Here is an 18,485-nt window from a genome sequence, read left to right as displayed (position 1 = left end):
CAGTCACGCCTGCGGGTTCGACGTCGCCGCCCCATTGCAGCGTGGCAAACAGATCGGGGCTGCGCTGTCGGGGTCGCTCAGAATGACGACATCCACGCCGAACACCGCCTTGACGTTTTCGGGTGTCAGCACCGAAATGGGCGCACCCTGGGCGACGATCCGGCCACCACGGATCAGAACCAGATGATCGGCGTAGCGCGCCGCCTGAACCAGATCGTGCAGCACTGCCACGACGGTCGCGCCCTCTTGGTCGACAAGGCGGCGCATCAGGCCCAGAACGTCGATCTGATGGGCGAGGTCAAGATAGGTGGTCGGCTCATCCAGCAACAGGATATCGCTCTGTTGCGCCAGCGTCATGGCGATCCATGCCCGCTGGCGCTGCCCGCCCGACAGGCTGTCCACGGGCCGGTCGCGGTAGCCGGTCATCGAGGTCCGCCGCAATGCGGATTCGACAGCGTCCTCATCGGCCCCGCTCCACGCGCCGAACACCGGGCGATGCGGATAGCGGCCTTGCCGGACCAGTTCGCCAACCGTCAGGCCGTCTGGCGCAGAGGCCGTCTGCGCCAGCAGACCGACGCGGCGGGCCAGCGCCTTGGTCCCCAAAGCACGGATGGATTTACCGTCCAGAACTACTTCGCCGCACTGAGGTGTGTGCAACCCGGCAAGCCCGTGCAGAATGGTCGATTTCCCACATCCGTTCGGCCCCAGGAGCGCCGTGAACCGACGGGAGGGGATTGTCAGGCTCAGATCCTCGATCACCGGCCCGCCCCGGCCATAGCCCAGCGTCGCATCCCTCATACCCAGCCCGTACAGCCGTTCAGTCATAGCGTTTTTTCCACAGCAGATATCCAAAAAACGGTGCGCCCAGCAGCGCCGTGACCACCCCGACCGGAAGTTGGAGAGGCGGCATTGCGCGCCGGGCCGCCAGATCGGCCACCAGCACGATCAACGCGCCGATCAACGCCGCCGCCGGGATCAGCGCAACATGCCGCCGCCCCGCCAGTGCCCGCGCCATATGCGGCGCGGCCAGCCCGACAAAGGCGATCGGCCCTGCCGCCGCCACCGACGCCCCCGCAAGCACCGCACAGGCCAGCATCATCAGCACACGTTGCAAATCGACCTGCTGACCACGCCCGCGCGCCACGGTATCGCCCAGTGCGATCAGGTCCAGTTCCCGCGCGGCCATCCAGATCATCAGAAAAACCGGAGACGCCCAGATCAGAAGGGTCTGAACCTTGATCCACCGGCTGTCCTGCAAGCTGCCCGCCAACCAGACCATGGCGCGCTGAACCAACGCGATCTCGCCGAACGTGGCGATGAAACTGGCCCCGGCCCCTGCCATTGCCGACAGGCCGACCCCGATCAGGATGATGCGCAAGGACGTGGTGCCGCCTCGCCATGCAAACCCGAAGATGACAGCGATCATCGTCACCGCCCCAGCGAAGGTTGCCAGCGGCAACAGGCTTTCCGGAACCGTCCCCGCCTGCACGATGATCATCATGGCCGCCAGCGCCGCCCCGGCGTTGATACCCAGCAGGCCCGGCTCGGCCAACGGGTTGCGCAATACGGCCTGGCAGATCGCCCCTGCCACCCCAAGCGCCGCCCCGACCAGAATGGCCAGCGTGGCCCGCGGAAGCCGCAGCCCCGTCACGATGGTTTGCACATGGCCGGGCGTTTCCCCGGCCCCCAGCAATGCACCCAGCACCACCGAAAACGGCAGGCGCTGATCGCCCAACGCGAGGGCAAGGACGAAAAACACCGCCAGAAGCGCCAGAAGGACAAGAAACACCCGGATCATGAGCGTAACGCACCATGGCTTCGCGCCAGCCAGATAAAGAACGGCGCCCCCAGAAAGGCAAGGGTGATGCCGGCGGGCACGTCCCTCCCCCACAAGGCGCGCGGCAAAGTGTCGGAAGCCAGGGTCAGAACCGCCCCCCCGATCAGGCAATATGGCAGGATGCGGCGATACTCGGCCCCGGTACGCATCCGCACCATATGCGGCACCACAAGCCCGACGAAACCCAGCGGCCCGGCCATGGCCACCGCGGACCCGGCCAGACCGACGACAACCAGCGCCGCAAGACCACGCCACAGGGCAAGGTTCTGGCCAAGCCCGCGCGCCACCGTGCTGCCAAGGCTCATCGCCGTGAATTGCCCGGCGAACAACAACGCCAGCACCAGCGAGCCCAGCAGATAAGGCAAGACCGAAGCGACATCCTCCAACTGACGGCCCTTCAGCGAACCGGCGGTCCAGAAACGAACCGTGTCGAGCGCCTGCACATCGAGCATCAGAATGGCCATCGTCACCGCGCCCAGAAAGCTGGTCACCACAACCCCCGCCAGCACCAGCCTGACCGGGTTCGGCCCCGCCCCGAGCGCATAAACCAGCGCCGCAGCCCCCGCCGCACCGGTGAAAGCCGCCCAGATCAGGTGCGACATGCCGGTGATGTCCAGAAAGGACAGCGCGCAAACCACGGCGAAAGCCGCACCCGCATTCACCCCGAGAAGGCCGGGCTCAGCCAGCGGATTGCCTGTCATCGCCTGCATGATCGCCCCCGCCACCGCCAGCGCGGCCCCGGCCGTGACCCCGGCCAGAACCCGCGGCAGTCGTACCTGAAGCACGACGATATCGGCACGCTCCCCGCTCGGATTCCACAAGGCCTGCGCCACCCGGGACATGGAAATCTCGCTTGCGCCCACCCCCATCGCCCAGACGGTCAGAACCAGCAGACCGCAGGACAAAAGCAGCAGCAGAACGGCAGAGGCCGCGCCGGGCCGGGTCATTCCCGACCGATCACATAGCGTTCGAGATCGTCAAGCACCCGATGCGCCGAATCGAGCCCGCTGAATTGCATCCAGGCGCCATGCCCGACCCGGTGAACCCGACCCGCCTGCACCGCCGGCAGCATTTGCCACAGCGGGTTCGACAGCACCTCTTCGTGGCGTCCGTCCTTGTCCGAGTCATTGGTGCCCCCGACGATATAAAGCAGAACCTCTCCGTCGAGTTCCGCCAGTTCCTCCCAGTCCGGGCGCTTCATGGACAGCCCCGGATCAGTCGTCGTCTCATACTCCGTGCGGCGCACCCCGGCCTGTTGCATCACCGCGAAAGGGGCATAGGTATTCGGCGCATCCAGATAAACCTGGAAATCCCAGGACGTGATCCGCAGCACCGACACCGGCGTATCCGGCATGCGCTCGCGGATATCGGACAGGCGTTTGTCATAGTCGGCGAAACGTGCCTCGATCTCGGCGGTCCGGCCGGTCAAGGACGCCATCAACCGGTAAAACGCCCGCCAGTCTATATCGGTGTATAGCAGGGTCGGCGCGAGGCCCGACAGTTGCGGATAGATACCGCTGGCCATGGATTCGTTGCCGATGAACCCCAGGATCAGATCGGGCTGAAGCGCGACGAGGCTTTCGAGGCTGGGTTCGGTCACGAATCCGATACTCGTCACACCGGCCTCTTCCGCGCGGGCTTTCAGCGCGGTGTCGCTCATCCGTTCAAGAGGTGCCCCCACGATCGGCAAACCGACATCGAGCCCGACACCCAGCCCGAATCCCGCATCCAGAACGACCACCCGTTGCGGATTTTCAGGCACACAAAGCGGCGTATCGAAAATCGCCTCCTCCTCGATGGTTCGGCCCGTGCAGGCGATTGCATCATCCGCCATCATGAAAACGGACAGAACCACGATGAAGAGATATCGCACCACGTGTTTCACCTTGCTCTCGGGCGCCTCGCCTCAGCCGCCCTGAATACGGATCGAAAAATTGCGCCGCGCACCGGGCGGCGGCGCCGGGAACGGCGCTGCCCGGCGGATAACCTGCAATGCCGCCTGATCCAGTTGCCCCGACCCGGAACTGCGCGCCAGCGACACCGCGCTCAACCCGCCGCCAGACGAAATCGTAAAGCTCACAACCGCCGTGCCCCGGCGACCGACGCGGGGCTTGGGCACGCGTGAAATCTTGCTCATGACCTTGCCGGGATAATTGCTTGCCGCCGCGTTTCCGCTTTGGGTGCTCTTGCCGGTGTTCCGGCCCTGCGCCTTGGCCTTGGCCTGTTCGCGGCCAGTGGCCGCGCCCGCACGGGCGTTCTGGTTGGCATTGCCACGCGGTTGCGGTTGGGCTTTCTGCGGACTGGGCTCTTTTTTCGCCACCTTCGGCTTCGGCTTTGACTCGTGGCGTTTCTCGAACTCGGCGCTGCGGGGCTGCGGGCGTTTCGAGCGGGTGACCGCCGGTTCCGGCGTGTCCTCTGCCTCGATCACCTCCGAAGTCTCCGGCGGTGTACGGGGCAGCGGTTCGGGCTGGGCGGCTTTGGCGGTGTCAGGCTGTTGTGGCTTTGCCGGTGTGACGGGCAGAGCAGCAATAGCCATGTTTTCCACGGGAACCACCGGAGCGCTCTCTTGCACCTGCTCAGGCTGCGCCGTCTCGGGCGGCGCGGTTTCAGCGACGGTGTCGGCTTGCCGGGGCTCGACAGGTTCTCTCGGAGCGGTCTCGACCGGCTCCGCCTCGGTCGGTTGCGTCTGCGGCGTGGTTTCGGACGGTTCCACCGCCGAAAGCGTACCTGCCGCCATATCGGCAAAACTGTTCCCCAGTTGCGCGACGTCCGGCGCGCCGGCATCGCCTTCCATACGTATTTCGACCGTCCCGACAAAGGCCCACAACACCGCGGCATGGGCGCAGCAGGCAGCGGACACGGCAATCACTTTCGCGCTACGGGATGCGGCAATCATTCCAGCCCCCTTTCGGTGACGACAAAAACCCTTTCCGCGCCAGAGCCACGCAGTTCGGCGGCCACCGCCACCAGCGTTTCGGCGGACAGGTCACGGTCCGGCACAAGACGCACCTCTGTCCGGTTCGCCTCGTCCAGACGGTCGAAAAAGCTGGCCACGCTGTCGATGTCCTCTCCGCGATAGCTCAGCCGCCCGTCGTCATGCACCACCAGAGCATCCGGCGGCGCGCGACCTTCCAGATCTTCGGTGCGCACCAGCGACAGATCGCCATCCATCGGCTGCGCCAGCGTGCCCGCCACCATAAAGAAGACCAGCATCAGGAACACGATGTTGATCAGCGCGATCGTGGGCTCGCGCGTCGGTCTTTTCCGAACCCGTATCATGACGTCCCCAACACGGTGATGCGCAACCCCTCGACCCGCCGCAACGCCACCAGCAGATCGGTCAAACGCTGCGACGTCACATCGCTGCGCAGGCTGATCAGAACGGGCAGCGGCCCATCCTGACTCCGAGCCTCGGCAAAGGCGGGCGCAAGGGCGTCAAGGCCGACTTCGCGCCCGTTCAGATCCAGCGTCTCGGCCCCCAGACGCAAGAAGGCGGGTTTCACGTCGGACCGGGCGGCGCTGCCCCCTCCGGCGGCCGTCAATTCGACCTCGGAAAACCGCGAAAACGTCGAAGACAACATGAAAAACAGCAGCAACAGGAAGATGACGTCGATCAGCGACGTCATCGACAGTTTTCGCCTGTGCTGCCTCTTACGCACGGCTGAGCGCCCCCATATCCGCTGCCTTGTCTGCATCCTGCGACCGTCCGGCAGGATGCAGGACGGTGGTGATCGCCCGCTCGGCTGTGACGCGTTCGGCATCCATACGCGCCTCGAACCAACTCAGCACCAAGGAACTGGGCATTGCGACGGCCAGCCCGACCGCGGTGGTCATAAGCGCCACCCATATCCCCCCGGCCAGCAGCGACGGGTCCACCTGGCTGCCCGCTTCCTGCAGGGCGCGGAAGGCTTCGATCATGCCCAGCACCGTCCCGAACAGCCCCAGAAGCGGTGCAAGCTGCGCAACCGTATCGAGATACCGGAATCCCGTCTCCAGCCGGGCAAAGCGTGTCTCGGCTTCGGCGCGCAGGCGTTCGATATCCTCGTCTCCGGCCCCGAACGCCATTTCGACGACCGGCGCGAGATAGCTGGTCGAGCGTTGCAAGGCGGCCTGTGCCCCGGTGCGGTCGTCCCTGTCCCAGGCGGCCACGGCATCCGCCAGAGCGCGATGCCGACCCACCCCGGCGGCAGCGAACTGCCACAGCTTGTAGATCACCGTCGCAAGCGTGACGACGGACACAACGATCAGAACCATCACAACCGGGCCGCCCAGATCGGCGACCTGACGAAGTGCTTCCAGCAAGGTCGTCATCATCCCATCACCTCGATATTAACCCGTGACCTCAGTTCAAGACCCGCTTCGCAGGCATCCCCGGCCAGCCCCTCAGACTCGCAGCTATGCGCGCCGTTGATCAGGATCTGCCCCAGCCCCTCGCATGCCATGCCCGGCACGGTAAACTGCCGCACGCGCGGGCGCCCTGGCGGCAGAACACCGAAATCGAAAAGCGTCAGCCGGTCCACTTGCCCCCCGGAATCGAAAAGAACCGTCTCGTATACCGCCTTGTCGATCTGGCTTTCATGGCCGTTGATCACCACGAAACTGAGCATGCAGCCCGCTTCGCTGGCCTTTACAGCGTTCAGTTCCACCGAAACGTTCCGGCCGATCTCGGCCTCGTCGGCAGCGACCGCCATCGTTCCCATGATCAGAAAACCGGCAACGGCAGCCCCACAACACCCAATCTTCTTCATCGGCAGACTCTCCCAAAACATTCGATACATCGCCGTTTCCGGCAGCCCTCCGGCGATCCGGACCGGCAACACGCCGACCGATTCGTCGGGCATCGCCAATTTCCGATAAATTCACTCGGATTATTCAGGTCATGAAGTCTCAAACCAAACAAAAAAAGTCAAGTAAAAGCCACGCAAAGTGAGTGGGTCAGGGCACCCCCGGCCTGAAACCCGCTGACCTGCTCCCCGGTCCTGCCTGAATGAACAACAGCCCATACCGCGAAAATCGGCCCCGAAATCATCCTGTCGGCGGTGATGCAGTATATTCGATTCCCGTTGTTGCGGCGCGATACAGGGACTCTGCTCCGCGAACGCGGCCTCTGCCTCCGACGGAATTTCAAACTGAACCGCGCCGCCGCTCTTACCGAACGGCGCTATCTCTGCATGGCATAAAGGACAGTTTCACCGTCCCGCCTTGTGACGGCGGCGCACGGTTTCGGGCCGCCCCGGCAGTGCCAGTTCCGCATCTTCACGCGGCATGCGGCTGATGACCTTGCCATTCGACACCACCGCCAGGCGCGCTGGCCGCAGGCGCAGCGCCTCGATGGGGGTCCCCGCATCCAGCACCACCAGCGACGCGCGCTTGCCCGGAGCCAGACCATACCCTTCAAGCCCGAGGATCTGCGCGTTCTGATTGGTCACCATGTCAAAGCAGCGCGCCATATCTTCCGGGCTGGTCATCTGCGCCACGTGCATCCCCATGAACGCCACATCCAGCATGTCGGCCGTGCCCAGCGAATACCATGGGTCCAGCACGCAATCCTGCCCCCACCCAACGGTGATGCCATGAGCCTGCATTTCCTTCACCCGCGTCAGTCCGCGCCGCTTGGGATAGGTATCATGACGGCCCTGAAGGGTGATGTTGATCAGCGGGTTGGGGATCGCCGCCACCCCAGCCTCGGCCATCAGCGGCAGCAGCTTCGAAACATAGTAATTGTCCATCGAATGCATCGAGGTCAGATGACTCCCCGCCACCCGACCCTGAAGGCCCAGCCGCTGCGCCTCGCAGGCCAGCGTTTCCACATGGCGGCTGAGAGGGTCGTCGGATTCGTCGCAATGCAGATCAACCATCAGGCTACGATCCGCCGCGATTTCGCACAATTCGCGCACGGATGCCGCCCCATCGCTCATCGTTCGCTCGAAATGCGGGATGCCGCCCACCACATCGACGCCCATGTCGAGCGCCCGGATCGTGTTGGCCCGCGCCGTCGGGTCGCGGTAAAACCCGTCCTGCGGAAACGCCACCAGTTGCAGGTCGATATAGTCGCGGACACGCTCGCGCACCTCCAGCATCGCCTCGACCCCCAGAAGCCGGTCGTCGCAGGTGTCCACATGGCTGCGGATCGCCAACAGGCCCTGGCTCGCCGCCCAGTCGCAATAGGACAGCGCGCGTTCCACCATCTCGTCCTGCGTGACGATCTGTTTGAGCTCGCCCCAAAGCCCGATCCCTTCCAGCAACGTCCCCGAGGCATTGATACGCGGCAGCCCATAGGACAGGGTCGCATCCAGATGGAAATGCGGATCGACGAAAGGCGGGCTGACCAGATCGCCCGCCGCGTCGATCACCTCGCCCGCCTCTGCGCCGGACAGGTCTTCGACCGCCGAAATGGTATCGCCCTCGATCCCGATATCGGCCACCCGCCCGTCGGGCAGCGTGCCTCCCTTGACGATCAGATCAAACATCAGCGTTCCCCCTTGTTGAACGGCACCATCAGCGCGGCCGGCACCTCGGCCCGGCGCGACATGACGATGAGCGCGAGAATGGACAGGAAATAGGGCATCATCAGGAAAACCTGATAGGGAATGTCGGCGCCAAGCGGCATCTGCTGCACCCGGATTTGCAGCGCATCGAACGCGGCGAACAGAACAGCGCCCAGTAGCGCCTTGCCCGGCTTCCACGCACCGAACACCACCAGCGCGATGCAGATCCAGCCGCGCCCGTTGACCATCTCGAAAAAGAAACTGTCAAAAGCCGACATGGTCAGAAACGCGCCCCCCACGGCCATCAGCCCGCTGCCCACGATCACCGCCCCCATGCGGATGCCGGTGACCGACAGCCCCTGCGCCGCCACCGCCGAGGGATTCTCCCCCACGGCCCGCAGCGCAAGGCCAAGCGGCGTGCGATACAGCACCAGCCCCACGACCCCCACAAGGATGAACGCCAGATAGGTGAGCGGCGTCTGCGCAAACAGCGCGGGCCCGATCAGCGGAATATCGGAAAGAAACGGAACCTCGTAGGGCTGAAAGGCCTCGATCTTGGGCGGACTCGTCACCTCGGGAAGCGCCAGCCGGTAAGCGTAATAGGTCAGCGACGTGGCCAGCAGCGTGACCCCCAGTCCCACCACATGCTGCGACAGGCCGAACGGCACCGTCAGCAAACTGTGCACCAGCCCGAACAACATGCCCACGGCCATCGCGACCGCCACTCCCATCCAAAGCCCCGTACCGGAATAAACCGCCATCCAGCCCGCAAAGGCCCCGGCGACCATGATGCCTTCGATCCCAAGGTTCAGAACGCCCGCGCGTTCACAGATCAACTCGCCCAAAGTGGCAAAGATCAGCGGGCTGGCGATGCGGATCGCGGCGGTCCAGAAACTGGCCGAGAGCAGGATTTCGAAGATGTCCATCACCTATTCCCTCACCACGCGGAACCGGGTCAGCAGGATCGCCAGCACCATCAACAGCAGCGCCGTGGCCAGCATGATATCGGCCAGATAGCTCGGCACGCCAACCGCCCGGCTCATGCTGTCGGCCCCGACGAAAATCCCGGCCACGAAAAGCGCCGCCGCGATCACCGCCAGCGGATTGAGCAGCGCCAGCATCGCCACGACGATTCCGGTGTAGCCAAAGCCGGGGCTGAGATCGAGCGTCAGGTTCCCCTTCAGCCCCGCCACCTCGGAAAACCCGGCCAGCGCGGCCAGACCGCCCGACAAGAGCGCCGTCTTGATCAGCACGGTATTGACCGGAATACCCGCAAACCCCGCCGCCTCGCGGTTGAGCCCCACAGCCCGCATTTCATACCCAAGCGTCGTGCGGCGCTCGATCACCCAGACCACCACAGCGGCGATCAGCGCCAGCGCAAACCCCCAATGCAGGCGCAACCCGTCTACGATACGCGGCAGGCGGGCCTCCGAAATGAGGCGCTCGGACTTGGGCCAGCCCATGCCCATCGGGTCCTTGAGTGGCCCCTCCAGCAGCATCGAAATGAACAGCAGGAAGATGAAGTTGAACAAGAGCGTGGTCACCACCTCATCCACGCCGAAACGCACCTTCAGAAGCGCAGGCACCAGCAGCACCAGCGCCCCCGCCAGAACCGAGGCGATGACCAGTGTCGGCAAAAGCGCGAAAGCGCCCCATTGCAGCAGTCCGGTGCCCAAAACCACGGTGATCAGCGCCCCGGCGTAAAGCTGCGCCTCGGCCCCGATATTCCACAGCCGCGCGCGAAAGGCCACGGCCACGGACAACCCGGTAAAGATAAGCGGCGTGGCGCGGTTGAGCGTTTCCAGAAGCGCGAATTTCGATCCGAACGCACCCTTGAGGATCAGGCCGAGCACCGAAAACGGGTTGGCCCCCGCCGCCATCGCCAGAAGCGATGCAATCACCACGGTCGAACCGATGGCGATGGCCGGCGGCACGGTGGTCCGCAAAAGCGACGGATTGGCGACGGGTTCAAGACGCATGAGCCGTCTCCTTTTCGAAGCCCTGTCCGGCCATCCACACGCCCAGTTCCGCAGGCGTCATCGTACCGCGCGCAAAACCGGGGGACAGGCGACCCTCGGAAATGACATGGATCACGTCCGACAGCGCCATGATCTCGTCGAGATCTTCGGAAATCAGCAACACGGCGGCACCGCGATCACGCGCCGCCAACAGTTGCGAATGCACGTAGTTCACCGCGCCGATATCGAGGCCGCGCACCGGCTGGTTGGCAAGGATGATGCGCGGGTCCGCCTCGAGCACGCGGCCGAGGATCAGTTTCTGCATGTTCCCCCCCGACAAAAGCCGGATGCGCGTGCCCGGTCCGGGGCAGCGCACGTCGTAAGTGTCGATAATCTCGCGCGTGAACGCTTCGGCCCGTCCCCAGTTCATCCAGCCCGAGCGGCTATAGGGGGGCCGCGCATAGGATTCCAGAATCGCGTTTTCGATCAGGTCGAATTCGGCGATGGTGCCGGTCTTGTGGCGGTCCTCGGGAATGCGGGCGATGCCCGCATGCACCGCCTCGCGCGGGGACCAGCTTTGCAGATGGGCGCCGTCGAGTTCCAGCCGCCCGGTATCGGGCCCGGTCAATCCCCCGATCAGGTCGGCCAGTTCCCCCTGCCCGTTGCCCGACACACCGGCAAGGCCGGTGATCTGGCCGCCATGAAGCGACAGAGACACCCGCTTGAGCCCCGGCGCGCTGCCACGGTCCGGCGTCGTGACCTCGTGCAATCGCAACAGCGCCGCACCGGGCTGCCCGGCGGCAACCCTGGGCGCGCTGACCTCCGAGCCGACCATCAGCGCGGCCAGCGTTTCCTCGTCCACCTCCGCAATCGGGCGCTCGGCCACCAGCCTGCCATGCCGCAGGATCAGCACCCGGTCGGAAATCGCCATCACCTCGTGCAGCTTGTGCGAGATGAACACCACCGACAGGCCCAGCTTCACCGCCTTGCGCAGGGTGGCGAAAAGATCCTCGGTCTCCTGCGGGGTCAATACGGCGGTCGGCTCATCCAGGATCAGGATGCGGGCGTCGCGATAGAGCGCCTTGAGGATCTCCACCCTCTGGCGTTCGCCCACCGTCAGGCTGCCCACCCTGGCGTCGGGATGAACCTGAAGGCCGAAATCGGCAGACAGCTTCGCCAGCTTGTCGCGCGCCGCCGCACGGTCGAGCCGCGGGGAAAAAAGCGACCGCGTCCCGAGCGTGATATTTTCCAGAACGGTCATGTTGTCGGCCAGCGTGAAATGCTGGTGCACCATACCCACCCCGGCATCCAGCGCAGCGCGTGGATTGCCCGGAGGCAGGGTTTGCCCGAACACTTCGACCGCCCCCTCATCGGCCGTGTACTGGCCGAAAAGAATATTCATCAGCGTGGTCTTGCCCGCGCCGTTTTCACCCAGAAGGGCGATCACCTCCCCCTCGCGCAGCGACAAGCTGACCGCGTCATTCGCGACCAGCTTGCCAAACCGCTTGGTAATGGAGTCAAGGCGCAGGACGACCTGCGCGGCCTCTGCGCCCGTCATTTACGAGGACTTGGGTTCTTCGTCATTGATCTCGACGGTGAATTCACCCGATTTGATCTGCTCGCTCCGCTGGTTGACGAGGTCCATCGCCTCTTGCGGAACCTTGCCCTCGAACGTCCCGAGCGGCGCCAGCGAAGAGCCCCCTTCCTTCATGAAGGAATACACACCGTAATCCGCCGCCGCGAACGTACCCGCCCGAACCTCGGCAATCGCCTTGTCCAAGGTCGGCTCGAAATGCCAGATGGCCGAGGCGACGACCGTTTCGGGATAATCGGCCTGCGTGTCGATCACGTTACCGATCGCCAGAACGCCCTTTTCCTTCGCCGCGTCGGACACGCCGAAACGCTCGGCATACAGCATGTCGGCACCGTTCTCGATCATCGCAAAGGCGGTTTCCTTGGCTTTCGGCGGATCGAACCAGCTGCCGATAAAACTGACCTGGAAGGTGATCTCCGGGTTCATCTCGCGCGCGCCCGCCATGAAGGCATGCATCAGGCGGTTGACCTCGGGAATCGGGAACCCACCGACCATGCCGATATTGCCGGTTTCGGTCATCGAACCTGCAATGATTCCAGTCAGGTATGAGGCGTCCTGAATGTAATTGTCGAAAACCGCGAAATTCGGCAGCGCCTCGTCCTGCTTGAAACTGGAGCCCATGAGGAAGGCGATGTCGGGATATTCGGCCGCCACCTCGCGCGCCTCCTGCTCGACCGCGAAGACCTCGCCGATGATCAGTTGATAGCCCTGTTCGGCATATTCACGCATCACGCGCGCATAGTCGGTGTTCGATACATTCTCGGAAAAGACATAGTCGATATCGCCGCGCTCCTGCGCGATGCCCGCCGCCTTGTGAATGCGGCTGACCCATTGCTGTTCGACCGGCACGGTGTAGATGCCCGCCACCTTAAGAGGCTCCGCCGCCTCGAGCGCACCGGGCATGCCCGCGGCAACCAGCAGCGCGGTGCCGGCGGTGGTGCCCAGAAAGCGCCGGCGCGTCAGGCCGAACGACTTGGTATTGCGTGATTGATTCATGGAACTGATCCCCCTGTTGAACGAGGCGCGCCTCGATTGTTTGACCAAATGGTAAACGCAAACCGGGCGTCTGCCAATAGAAGGCCGCGCCAATGGTCACAAGTCGAAGCCCAAGACTACTCTTTATGCGAAATGGCGGGTTCTGCCCAAAGTTTAGACGCCCGGCATAACAAGGGTCAATCATGACTATGACGGGTCCGGGCGCATTCATGGTGGTGCAGAGGCATCGCCTCTCGTTATGATGCTCCACATGACCTCGACTACCGACATCCCCCTGCCCCTACGCAAAGCGCGTGTTCACGAAGCATGCGGACCGGGCGCCGTGAGTTTTGCGGCTATCGCTGCAAGTCGGGCCAGGCCTGTACTCTGGGTGCGCGAAAGGTGGCTGGGAGAGATGATAAACCCTGTGGGCCTGTCCGTGTTTTTCGATCCGGCGCACTTGCTTCTGGCCCAGACCGGGGACCAGACGGAAACTCTGGCCGTCGCGGAAGAGGCGCTCAGGGATGGATCGGTGCCGCTTGTCACCCTCGAAATCACCCGCCCGCTCAACCTGCGCGAGGGGCGGCGGTTGCAGCTTGCCGCGAAGGCAGGAAACACGACGGGGCTGTGCCTGATTCCCGAAGGCATGGGAAGCAACGCGGCGGAAACACGGTGGCACTGCACGCCGGTTTTCGATGCCGGGGACTCGACTCTGATGCGCTGGAAAATTATTAAGAACAAATCGGGAACACTTGGGTCTTGGCATGTTCGATGGAATGCAACGTCGCATCGTCTCGATGTGGTTTCCCCGGCTGGCGAGCGACCGGGTTCTGCGGGCGCATCCGATTGATGGCCCCTTTGCCCTGACGCTCAGGCAGGCGAATGCGGAGCGGCTCTATTGCCTGAATCCCGAGGCCGAGCGGCAAGGACTGCACCGGGAAATGCCGTTCGCCGATGCGCGGGCGTTTTGCCCCGCCCTGCACAGCCGCCCGGCGGACCCGGTCGGCGATGCCCGGTTCCTGCACGTGCTGCGCCGCTGGGCCACGCGCTATTGCCCGTGGGTCGGCATCGAAGGTGACGATGGGCTGGTGCTGGACATCACCGGATCGGCGCATCTGTTCGGCGGCGAACCGATGATGCTGTCCGACATGCGCCAACGGCTGAACCGTGCCGGGCTGACCGCCCGGATCGGGCTGGGCGATACGCGCGGAGCGGCCTGGGCACTGGCCCGTTTCGGAGAAGGCCGGGCAGAGACAGGGCAGCCCCTCGATACGCTGACAGGCCTGCCCGTCGCCGCGCTGCGGCTGGACGGCAAGACGGTCATCGCCCTGCAACGTCTTGGCCTGCGCACGATCGGCGATCTGGAAGGCGCGGCGCGTGCCCCGCTGGCCCGCCGTTTCGGGCTGGACCTGTTGCTGCGGCTGGATCAGGCCCTTGGCCGCCAGCCGGAACAGATCGCCCCGCTGGCCGATCCGCCCCATTACGCGGCACGGATGAGCCTGCCCGATCCGATTGGCCTGTTCGATGATGTCATGGCCGGAACATCCCGTCTGCTGGACCGGCTCTGCGCCAGACTGAAGGCACGGGAAACCGGCGCGCGGGCATTGCGCCTGACCCTGCGCCGGGTCGATCAGGAGGCCCTGACCGTCGAATTGCGCCTTGCAGGCCCGCTGCGGGATGCGGCCCGTATCCTGCCGCTGTTCGAACGTGGCGTGGGCGAGATCGACGCCGGGTACGGCATCGACCAGATGCGCCTCGAGGCGACGCAGGTCGAACCGCTGCCCGTGCATCAGATCAGCCATATGTCCTCGGGCCGAACGGACAGGCTGAACGACCTCATCAGCCGCATCGGCACCCGGATCGGTCTGGAGAACGTGCAGCGCTTCCTGCCCGCCGACAGCCACATCCCCGAACGCGGCTTCATCATTGCCGCAGCGGCCTGTTCGAAACCGGGCGGGCCATGGGTCGCGCTGCGCCCGCGTCCTGTGCGCCTGTTCCCGCCGGAACCCATCGCCGGAACCAGGCCGCGCCCCCCCGAGCGGTTTCGCTGGCGGCGCATATCCCTGACCACGGCACGGGCCACGGGGCCGGAGCGCATCGCCCCGGAATGGTGGCTCCCGGATGAAAACTGGCGCAGCGGATTGCGCGATTACTGGCATGTGGAAACCCGTCAGGGGCGGCGGCTCTGGTTGTTCTACACACCGCAAAATCCGGGCTGGTTCGTGCAGGGGGAATTCGCATGATCGAAATCGTCCGGGATCAGCGACAGGTCGAGGCCGCCCGTTTCGATGACTTGCTCATGAACCAGGGAAAAGCCGGTTACGCCGAGCTCTGCGTGACGACGAATTTCACCTTCCTCACCGGGGCGTCCCACCCCGAGGAGCTGATCGTTCGCGCCGCCGAACTCGGCCTGTCCGCCATTGCCGTTACGGATCGCAATTCACTGGCCGGAGTGGTACGCGCCTATCGGGCGCTGACAGAGCTTCGGCGGGGTGTCGAGAAGGCCGTTCGCATCCGCTCGCAACACCGGATCGACCAATGTTCACGCCGGGAAATCGGCCAGGCCACCCCGATTGAGCGGCCAGATGCGGCGCACTTGCCGAAACTGATCGTCGGATGCCGTCTGGTGCTGCGCGACAGCCCGGTGGACTGGATCGCCCTGCCACGGGATCGCGCGGCCTATCGGCGGCTGACCCGCCTGCTGACCCTGGGCAAGCGGCGGGCGGGCAAAGGCGATTGCCACCTTGACCGGGCCGATTTGCAGGATGGCTGCGGCGGTATGATCCTGATCGCCCTGCCACAGGGCGGATTGGACGCCGCCGCGCCACATATCCGGCAGATGCAGCGGAATTTCCCCGGCCATGTCTTTCTGGGGGCGGCCCCGCGCTATGACGGGTCCGATCAGGCCTATCTGAACGCCTGCGCCCGTCTGGCGCTCGGAACGTCGGCCCCGATGGTCGCGGTCGGGGACGTGCTCATGCACCGGGCCTCACGCCGTCAACTGGCCGATGTGCTGACCTGCATGCGCGAACATATCACGATTGATCGGATCGGCACCCGCGCCCTGCCCAATGCCGAGCGCCGCCTCAAAGGTCACGCCGATATGGGACGGGTGTTTCGCAATCACCCCGCCGCCCTGCGCCGCACGCTGGACATCGCCGCCCGGTGCAGTTTCTGCCTGAGCGAACTCAGCTACGAATACCCGGATGAAATATCCAAGGGCGAACCCCCGCAAGCACGGCTGGAGCGACTGGCACAGGATGGCCTGAAACGGCGCTATCCGAATGGCGCGCCTCAACGGGTTCACGATCTGATGGAAAAGGAATTGAAACTCATCGCGGAACTGGGCTTTCCGGCCTATTTCCTGACCGTCCATGACATCATTCAGTTCGCCCGCTCACGCGGCATTCTCTGTCAGGGGCGTGGCTCGGCAGCCAATTCGATCCTCTGTTATCTGCTGGGCATTACCGATGTATCGCCAGATCAGATCGCCATGGTGTTCGAACGTTTCATCTCGAAACACCGCGGTGAGCCGCCCGATATCGACGTGGATTTCGAACATGAGCGGCGCGAAGAGGTCATCCAGTGGATTTATGAAAAATACGGCCGCCACCGCGCGGGGCTTTGCGCAACGGTGATCCATTTCCGCAGCCGTGCCGCCATCCGCGAGGTCGGCAAGGTCATGGGGCTGTCGCAGGACGTGACGGCAGGACTCTCCGGTCAAATCTGGGGCATGTCCAATGGCGGCGCGGACCCCGAGCGCATCAGAGAACTCGGCCTCGACCCGACCGACCGCCGCCTTGCCCAGACCATCCGCCTGATCGGCGAGATCATCGGCTTTCCCCGTCACCTGTCGCAGCATGTCGGCGGCTTCGTCATCACCAGGGGGCGGCTCGATGAACTGGCCCCCATCGAGAATGCGGCGATGGAGGATCGCACCATCATCGAGTGGGACAAGGACGACATCGACACGCTGGGTATCCTCAAGGTGGACGTGCTGGGGCTTGGCATGCTGTCCTGCATCCGCAAGGCCTTCGATCTGATGCAGACGCATATGGGCGAAAACCTCACCATCGCCTCCGTTCCGCAAGAGGACACCGCCACCTACGACATGCTTTGCGTGGCCGATGCGGTCGGCGTGTTTCAGGTCGAAAGCCGGGCGCAGATGAATTTCCTGCCCCGGATGCAACCGCGCGAATTCTACGATCTGGTGATCGAGGTCGCCATCGTGCGCCCCGGCCCCATTCAGGGCGGCATGGTGCAGCCCTATATCAAACGACGGCAAGGGCTGGAAAAGGCAGAACCGTTCGGCCCCGAACTGGAAGCGGTGACGCGGCGCACGCTCGGTGTGCCGCTGTTTCAGGAACAGGCGCTGCAAATCGCCGTGGTCGGGGCGGGTTATACCGCCGAAGAGGCCGATCACCTGCGCCGCTCGCTCGCCTCGTTCCGGCGCATGGGCACGATTGGCGAGCATCGGGACAAGTTCATCGCCGGAATGCTCCGCAACGGCTACGCCCAGGAGGTCGCGGAACGCTGTTTCGGGCAGATCGAAGGCTTTGCCGATTACGGCTTTCCCGAAAGCCACGCGGCGGCCTTTGCCCTGCTCGCCTATGTCTCGGCCTGGCTGAAATGCCATCATCCCGCGGTCTTTGCCTGCGCCTTGCTGAACTCCCAGCCCATGGGGTTCTATGCCCCCGCCCAGATCGTGCGCGATGCCCGCGACCATCAGGTCGAGCTGCGCCCCGTCTGTGTGAACGCCAGCCATTGGGACAACACGCTGGAACGCCGCGCCGACGGGGCGCTGGCCCTGCGCCTGGGCTTTCGCCAGATCAAGGGCTTCAAGGAAGAAGACGCCGGCTGGATCGTGGCCGCCCGTGGCAATGGCTATCGCGATCCTCAATCCGTCTGGCTGCGGGCCGGGGTGGCCCCTTCGGTTCTGGAACGGCTGGCCGAGGCGGATGCCTTCGCGGATATGGGGCTGACCCGGCGCGATGCGCTCTGGCAGGTGCGCGCGATCCGGGGGCAGGCCCCCCTGCCCCTGTTCAACGATCCGATTGACGGCGAAACCATCCGCGAGCCATTAGTGGTGCTGCCGCCGATGCATCTGGGCGAAGAGGTGGTCGAGGATTATGTCTCCATGCGCCTGACCCTGCGGGCGCACCCGGTGGAATTGCTGCGCCCCACGATCCCCGGCCTGACGCCGCACGACAAGCTGGCAACCGTACCGCCCGGACAGGTCAGCGTCTGCGGCCTCGTCATCACCCGTCAGCGCCCCGGCACGGCATCCGGCGTGATTTTCCTGACACTGGAGGACGAGACAGGCGTATCGAACGTGGTGGTCTGGCCCAAAACCTATGAACGCTTCCGCCGGATCGTCATGGGCGGGCGGCTGTTGCGTGTAACGGGCCATCTGCAACGCGAAGGCATTGTCGTGCATCTGATCGCCCGGCAGATCGAAGACCTCTCGCCCCGCCTGTCCGATCTCGGCCACCCGATGGAAAACACCATTGGCCAGACAACTCCGCAAACCGACACCGCGCCACGCCCCTTGCCAGCCCCCCGCGCCATGCATCCGAGGGAGCAGGCCAAGCGCCTGTTTCCAAGCCGGGATTTTCATTAGAAACACCGGCCCC

At 64.5% G+C, this 18,485-nt stretch carries 17 protein-coding genes; 3 read left to right on the top strand and 14 right to left on the bottom strand.

Translation table 11 applies throughout. The features are described 5' to 3' along the window. Nucleotides 1-3 precede the first annotated feature (3 nt). The 14 genes from BUB53_RS06470 to BUB53_RS06405 all read right to left on the bottom strand — a co-directional run bounded on the left by BUB53_RS06470 (nucleotide 4) and on the right by BUB53_RS06405 (nucleotide 12,873). Nucleotides 4-825 (bottom strand): ABC transporter ATP-binding protein, encoded by an 822-nt coding sequence (locus BUB53_RS06470; RefSeq protein ID WP_073033886.1) that lies wholly within the window; start codon nucleotides 823-825, stop codon nucleotides 4-6. After that, entirely contained in the window at nucleotides 818-1,798 is a 981-nt protein-coding gene (locus tag BUB53_RS06465; RefSeq protein ID WP_073033885.1) for a FecCD family ABC transporter permease, read from the bottom strand. Before BUB53_RS06465 ends, BUB53_RS06470 begins: the two co-directional genes overlap by 8 nt. Beyond that, nucleotides 1,795-2,784 (bottom strand): FecCD family ABC transporter permease, encoded by a 990-nt coding sequence (locus tag BUB53_RS06460; RefSeq protein WP_073033884.1) that lies wholly within the window; start codon nucleotides 2,782-2,784, stop codon nucleotides 1,795-1,797. Before BUB53_RS06460 ends, BUB53_RS06465 begins: the two co-directional genes overlap by 4 nt. Then, a complete protein-coding gene (locus tag BUB53_RS06455) occupies nucleotides 2,781-3,713 on the bottom strand; it encodes an iron-siderophore ABC transporter substrate-binding protein (protein ID WP_200797778.1) in 933 nt (310 codons plus the stop codon). The genes BUB53_RS06460 and BUB53_RS06455 overlap by 4 nt, the downstream gene beginning before the upstream one ends. A gap of 30 nt (nucleotides 3,714-3,743) precedes the next feature. Then, on the bottom strand, nucleotides 3,744-4,733 hold the full coding sequence (locus BUB53_RS06450; protein WP_073033882.1) for an energy transducer TonB family protein: 990 nt from the start codon (nucleotides 4,731-4,733) through the stop codon (nucleotides 3,744-3,746). Beyond that, nucleotides 4,730-5,116: an ExbD/TolR family protein gene (locus BUB53_RS06445; protein ID WP_073033881.1), complete on the bottom strand. Its 387-nt coding sequence runs from the start codon at nucleotides 5,114-5,116 to the stop codon at nucleotides 4,730-4,732. Before BUB53_RS06445 ends, BUB53_RS06450 begins: the two co-directional genes overlap by 4 nt. Further along, complete coding sequence (locus tag BUB53_RS06440) at nucleotides 5,113-5,532, bottom strand: ExbD/TolR family protein (protein WP_073033880.1); 420 nt, start codon at nucleotides 5,530-5,532, stop codon at nucleotides 5,113-5,115. Before BUB53_RS06440 ends, BUB53_RS06445 begins: the two co-directional genes overlap by 4 nt. Then, the gene (locus BUB53_RS06435) at nucleotides 5,489-6,151 is read right to left on the bottom strand and encodes a MotA/TolQ/ExbB proton channel family protein (protein WP_073033879.1); all 663 of its coding nucleotides are present in this window, start codon (nucleotides 6,149-6,151) and stop codon (nucleotides 5,489-5,491) included. Before BUB53_RS06435 ends, BUB53_RS06440 begins: the two co-directional genes overlap by 44 nt. Continuing rightward, nucleotides 6,148-6,678, bottom strand: a complete 531-nt coding sequence (locus tag BUB53_RS06430; protein ID WP_229709486.1) for a hypothetical protein — start codon at nucleotides 6,676-6,678, stop codon at nucleotides 6,148-6,150. The genes BUB53_RS06435 and BUB53_RS06430 overlap by 4 nt, the downstream gene beginning before the upstream one ends. 348 nt (nucleotides 6,679-7,026) lie before the next feature. Next, nucleotides 7,027-8,307: an amidohydrolase family protein gene (locus BUB53_RS06425; protein ID WP_073033878.1), complete on the bottom strand. Its 1,281-nt coding sequence runs from the start codon at nucleotides 8,305-8,307 to the stop codon at nucleotides 7,027-7,029. Then, nucleotides 8,307-9,251, bottom strand: coding sequence for an ABC transporter permease (locus tag BUB53_RS06420; RefSeq protein WP_073033877.1), 945 nt, complete (start codon nucleotides 9,249-9,251; stop codon nucleotides 8,307-8,309). Before BUB53_RS06420 ends, BUB53_RS06425 begins: the two co-directional genes overlap by 1 nt. A 3-nt stretch (nucleotides 9,252-9,254) precedes the next feature. Then, nucleotides 9,255-10,304 carry an ABC transporter permease gene (locus BUB53_RS06415; RefSeq protein WP_073033876.1) on the bottom strand — a complete coding sequence of 350 codons (1,050 nt, stop codon included), beginning with the start codon at nucleotides 10,302-10,304 and terminating at the stop codon, nucleotides 9,255-9,257. Further along, a complete protein-coding gene (locus tag BUB53_RS06410; protein ID WP_073033875.1) occupies nucleotides 10,294-11,841 on the bottom strand; it encodes an ABC transporter ATP-binding protein in 1,548 nt (515 codons plus the stop codon). The genes BUB53_RS06415 and BUB53_RS06410 overlap by 11 nt, the downstream gene beginning before the upstream one ends. Continuing rightward, a complete protein-coding gene (locus BUB53_RS06405; protein WP_073033874.1) occupies nucleotides 11,842-12,873 on the bottom strand; it encodes a BMP family protein in 1,032 nt (343 codons plus the stop codon). Between the two features lie 250 nt (nucleotides 12,874-13,123). Here BUB53_RS06405 and BUB53_RS06400 point away from each other — a divergent pair, with 250 nt between their 5' ends. The 3 genes from BUB53_RS06400 to BUB53_RS06390 are packed head-to-tail and all read left to right on the top strand — an operon-like array spanning nucleotide 13,124 to nucleotide 18,472. Beyond that, nucleotides 13,124-13,702, top strand: coding sequence for an ImuA family protein (locus BUB53_RS06400; protein ID WP_073034046.1), 579 nt, complete (start codon nucleotides 13,124-13,126; stop codon nucleotides 13,700-13,702). Next, the gene (locus BUB53_RS06395; RefSeq protein ID WP_073033873.1) at nucleotides 13,617-15,095 is read left to right on the top strand and encodes a Y-family DNA polymerase; all 1,479 of its coding nucleotides are present in this window, start codon (nucleotides 13,617-13,619) and stop codon (nucleotides 15,093-15,095) included. The genes BUB53_RS06400 and BUB53_RS06395 overlap by 86 nt, the downstream gene beginning before the upstream one ends. Before the next feature lie 56 nt (nucleotides 15,096-15,151). Then, on the top strand, nucleotides 15,152-18,472 hold the full coding sequence (locus tag BUB53_RS06390) for an error-prone DNA polymerase (protein ID WP_229709502.1): 3,321 nt from the start codon (nucleotides 15,152-15,154) through the stop codon (nucleotides 18,470-18,472). Nucleotides 18,473-18,485: the final 13 nt, after the last annotated feature.

The sequence above is a fragment of the Roseovarius pacificus genome, assembly GCF_900142665.1.
In the GTDB taxonomy this organism is placed as follows: Bacteria; Pseudomonadota; Alphaproteobacteria; order Rhodobacterales; family Rhodobacteraceae; genus Roseovarius; species Roseovarius pacificus.
Note: the sequence above shows the minus strand (reverse complement) of the source record. Positions and strands in the feature narration are given on the sequence as shown.

Bases quoted from the DNA above. Each gene is read 5' to 3' on its own strand.
- BUB53_RS06405 (WP_073033874.1), bottom strand. From the start codon at position 12,873: ATGAATCAATCACGCAATACCAAGTCGTTCGGCCTGACGCGCCGGCGC.
- BUB53_RS06465 (WP_073033885.1), bottom strand. From the start codon at position 1,798: ATGATCCGGGTGTTTCTTGTCCTTCTGGCGCTTCTGGCGGTGTTTTTC.
- BUB53_RS06440 (WP_073033880.1), bottom strand. From the start codon at position 5,532: ATGCAGACAAGGCAGCGGATATGGGGGCGCTCAGCCGTGCGTAAGAGG.
- BUB53_RS06460 (WP_073033884.1), bottom strand. From the start codon at position 2,784: ATGACCCGGCCCGGCGCGGCCTCTGCCGTTCTGCTGCTGCTTTTGTCC.
- BUB53_RS06415 (WP_073033876.1), bottom strand. From the start codon at position 10,304: ATGCGTCTTGAACCCGTCGCCAATCCGTCGCTTTTGCGGACCACCGTG.
- BUB53_RS06470 (WP_073033886.1), bottom strand. From the start codon at position 825: ATGACTGAACGGCTGTACGGGCTGGGTATGAGGGATGCGACGCTGGGC.
- BUB53_RS06400 (WP_073034046.1), top strand. From the start codon at position 13,124: ATGACCTCGACTACCGACATCCCCCTGCCCCTACGCAAAGCGCGTGTT.
- BUB53_RS06435 (WP_073033879.1), bottom strand. From the start codon at position 6,151: ATGATGACGACCTTGCTGGAAGCACTTCGTCAGGTCGCCGATCTGGGC.
- BUB53_RS06395 (WP_073033873.1), top strand. From the start codon at position 13,617: ATGTTCGATGGAATGCAACGTCGCATCGTCTCGATGTGGTTTCCCCGG.
- BUB53_RS06430 (WP_229709486.1), bottom strand. From the start codon at position 6,678: ATGCCCGACGAATCGGTCGGCGTGTTGCCGGTCCGGATCGCCGGAGGG.
- BUB53_RS06450 (WP_073033882.1), bottom strand. From the start codon at position 4,733: ATGATTGCCGCATCCCGTAGCGCGAAAGTGATTGCCGTGTCCGCTGCC.
- BUB53_RS06425 (WP_073033878.1), bottom strand. From the start codon at position 8,307: ATGTTTGATCTGATCGTCAAGGGAGGCACGCTGCCCGACGGGCGGGTG.
- BUB53_RS06445 (WP_073033881.1), bottom strand. From the start codon at position 5,116: ATGATACGGGTTCGGAAAAGACCGACGCGCGAGCCCACGATCGCGCTG.
- BUB53_RS06410 (WP_073033875.1), bottom strand. From the start codon at position 11,841: ATGACGGGCGCAGAGGCCGCGCAGGTCGTCCTGCGCCTTGACTCCATT.
- BUB53_RS06390 (WP_229709502.1), top strand. From the start codon at position 15,152: ATGAACCAGGGAAAAGCCGGTTACGCCGAGCTCTGCGTGACGACGAAT.
- BUB53_RS06420 (WP_073033877.1), bottom strand. From the start codon at position 9,251: ATGGACATCTTCGAAATCCTGCTCTCGGCCAGTTTCTGGACCGCCGCG.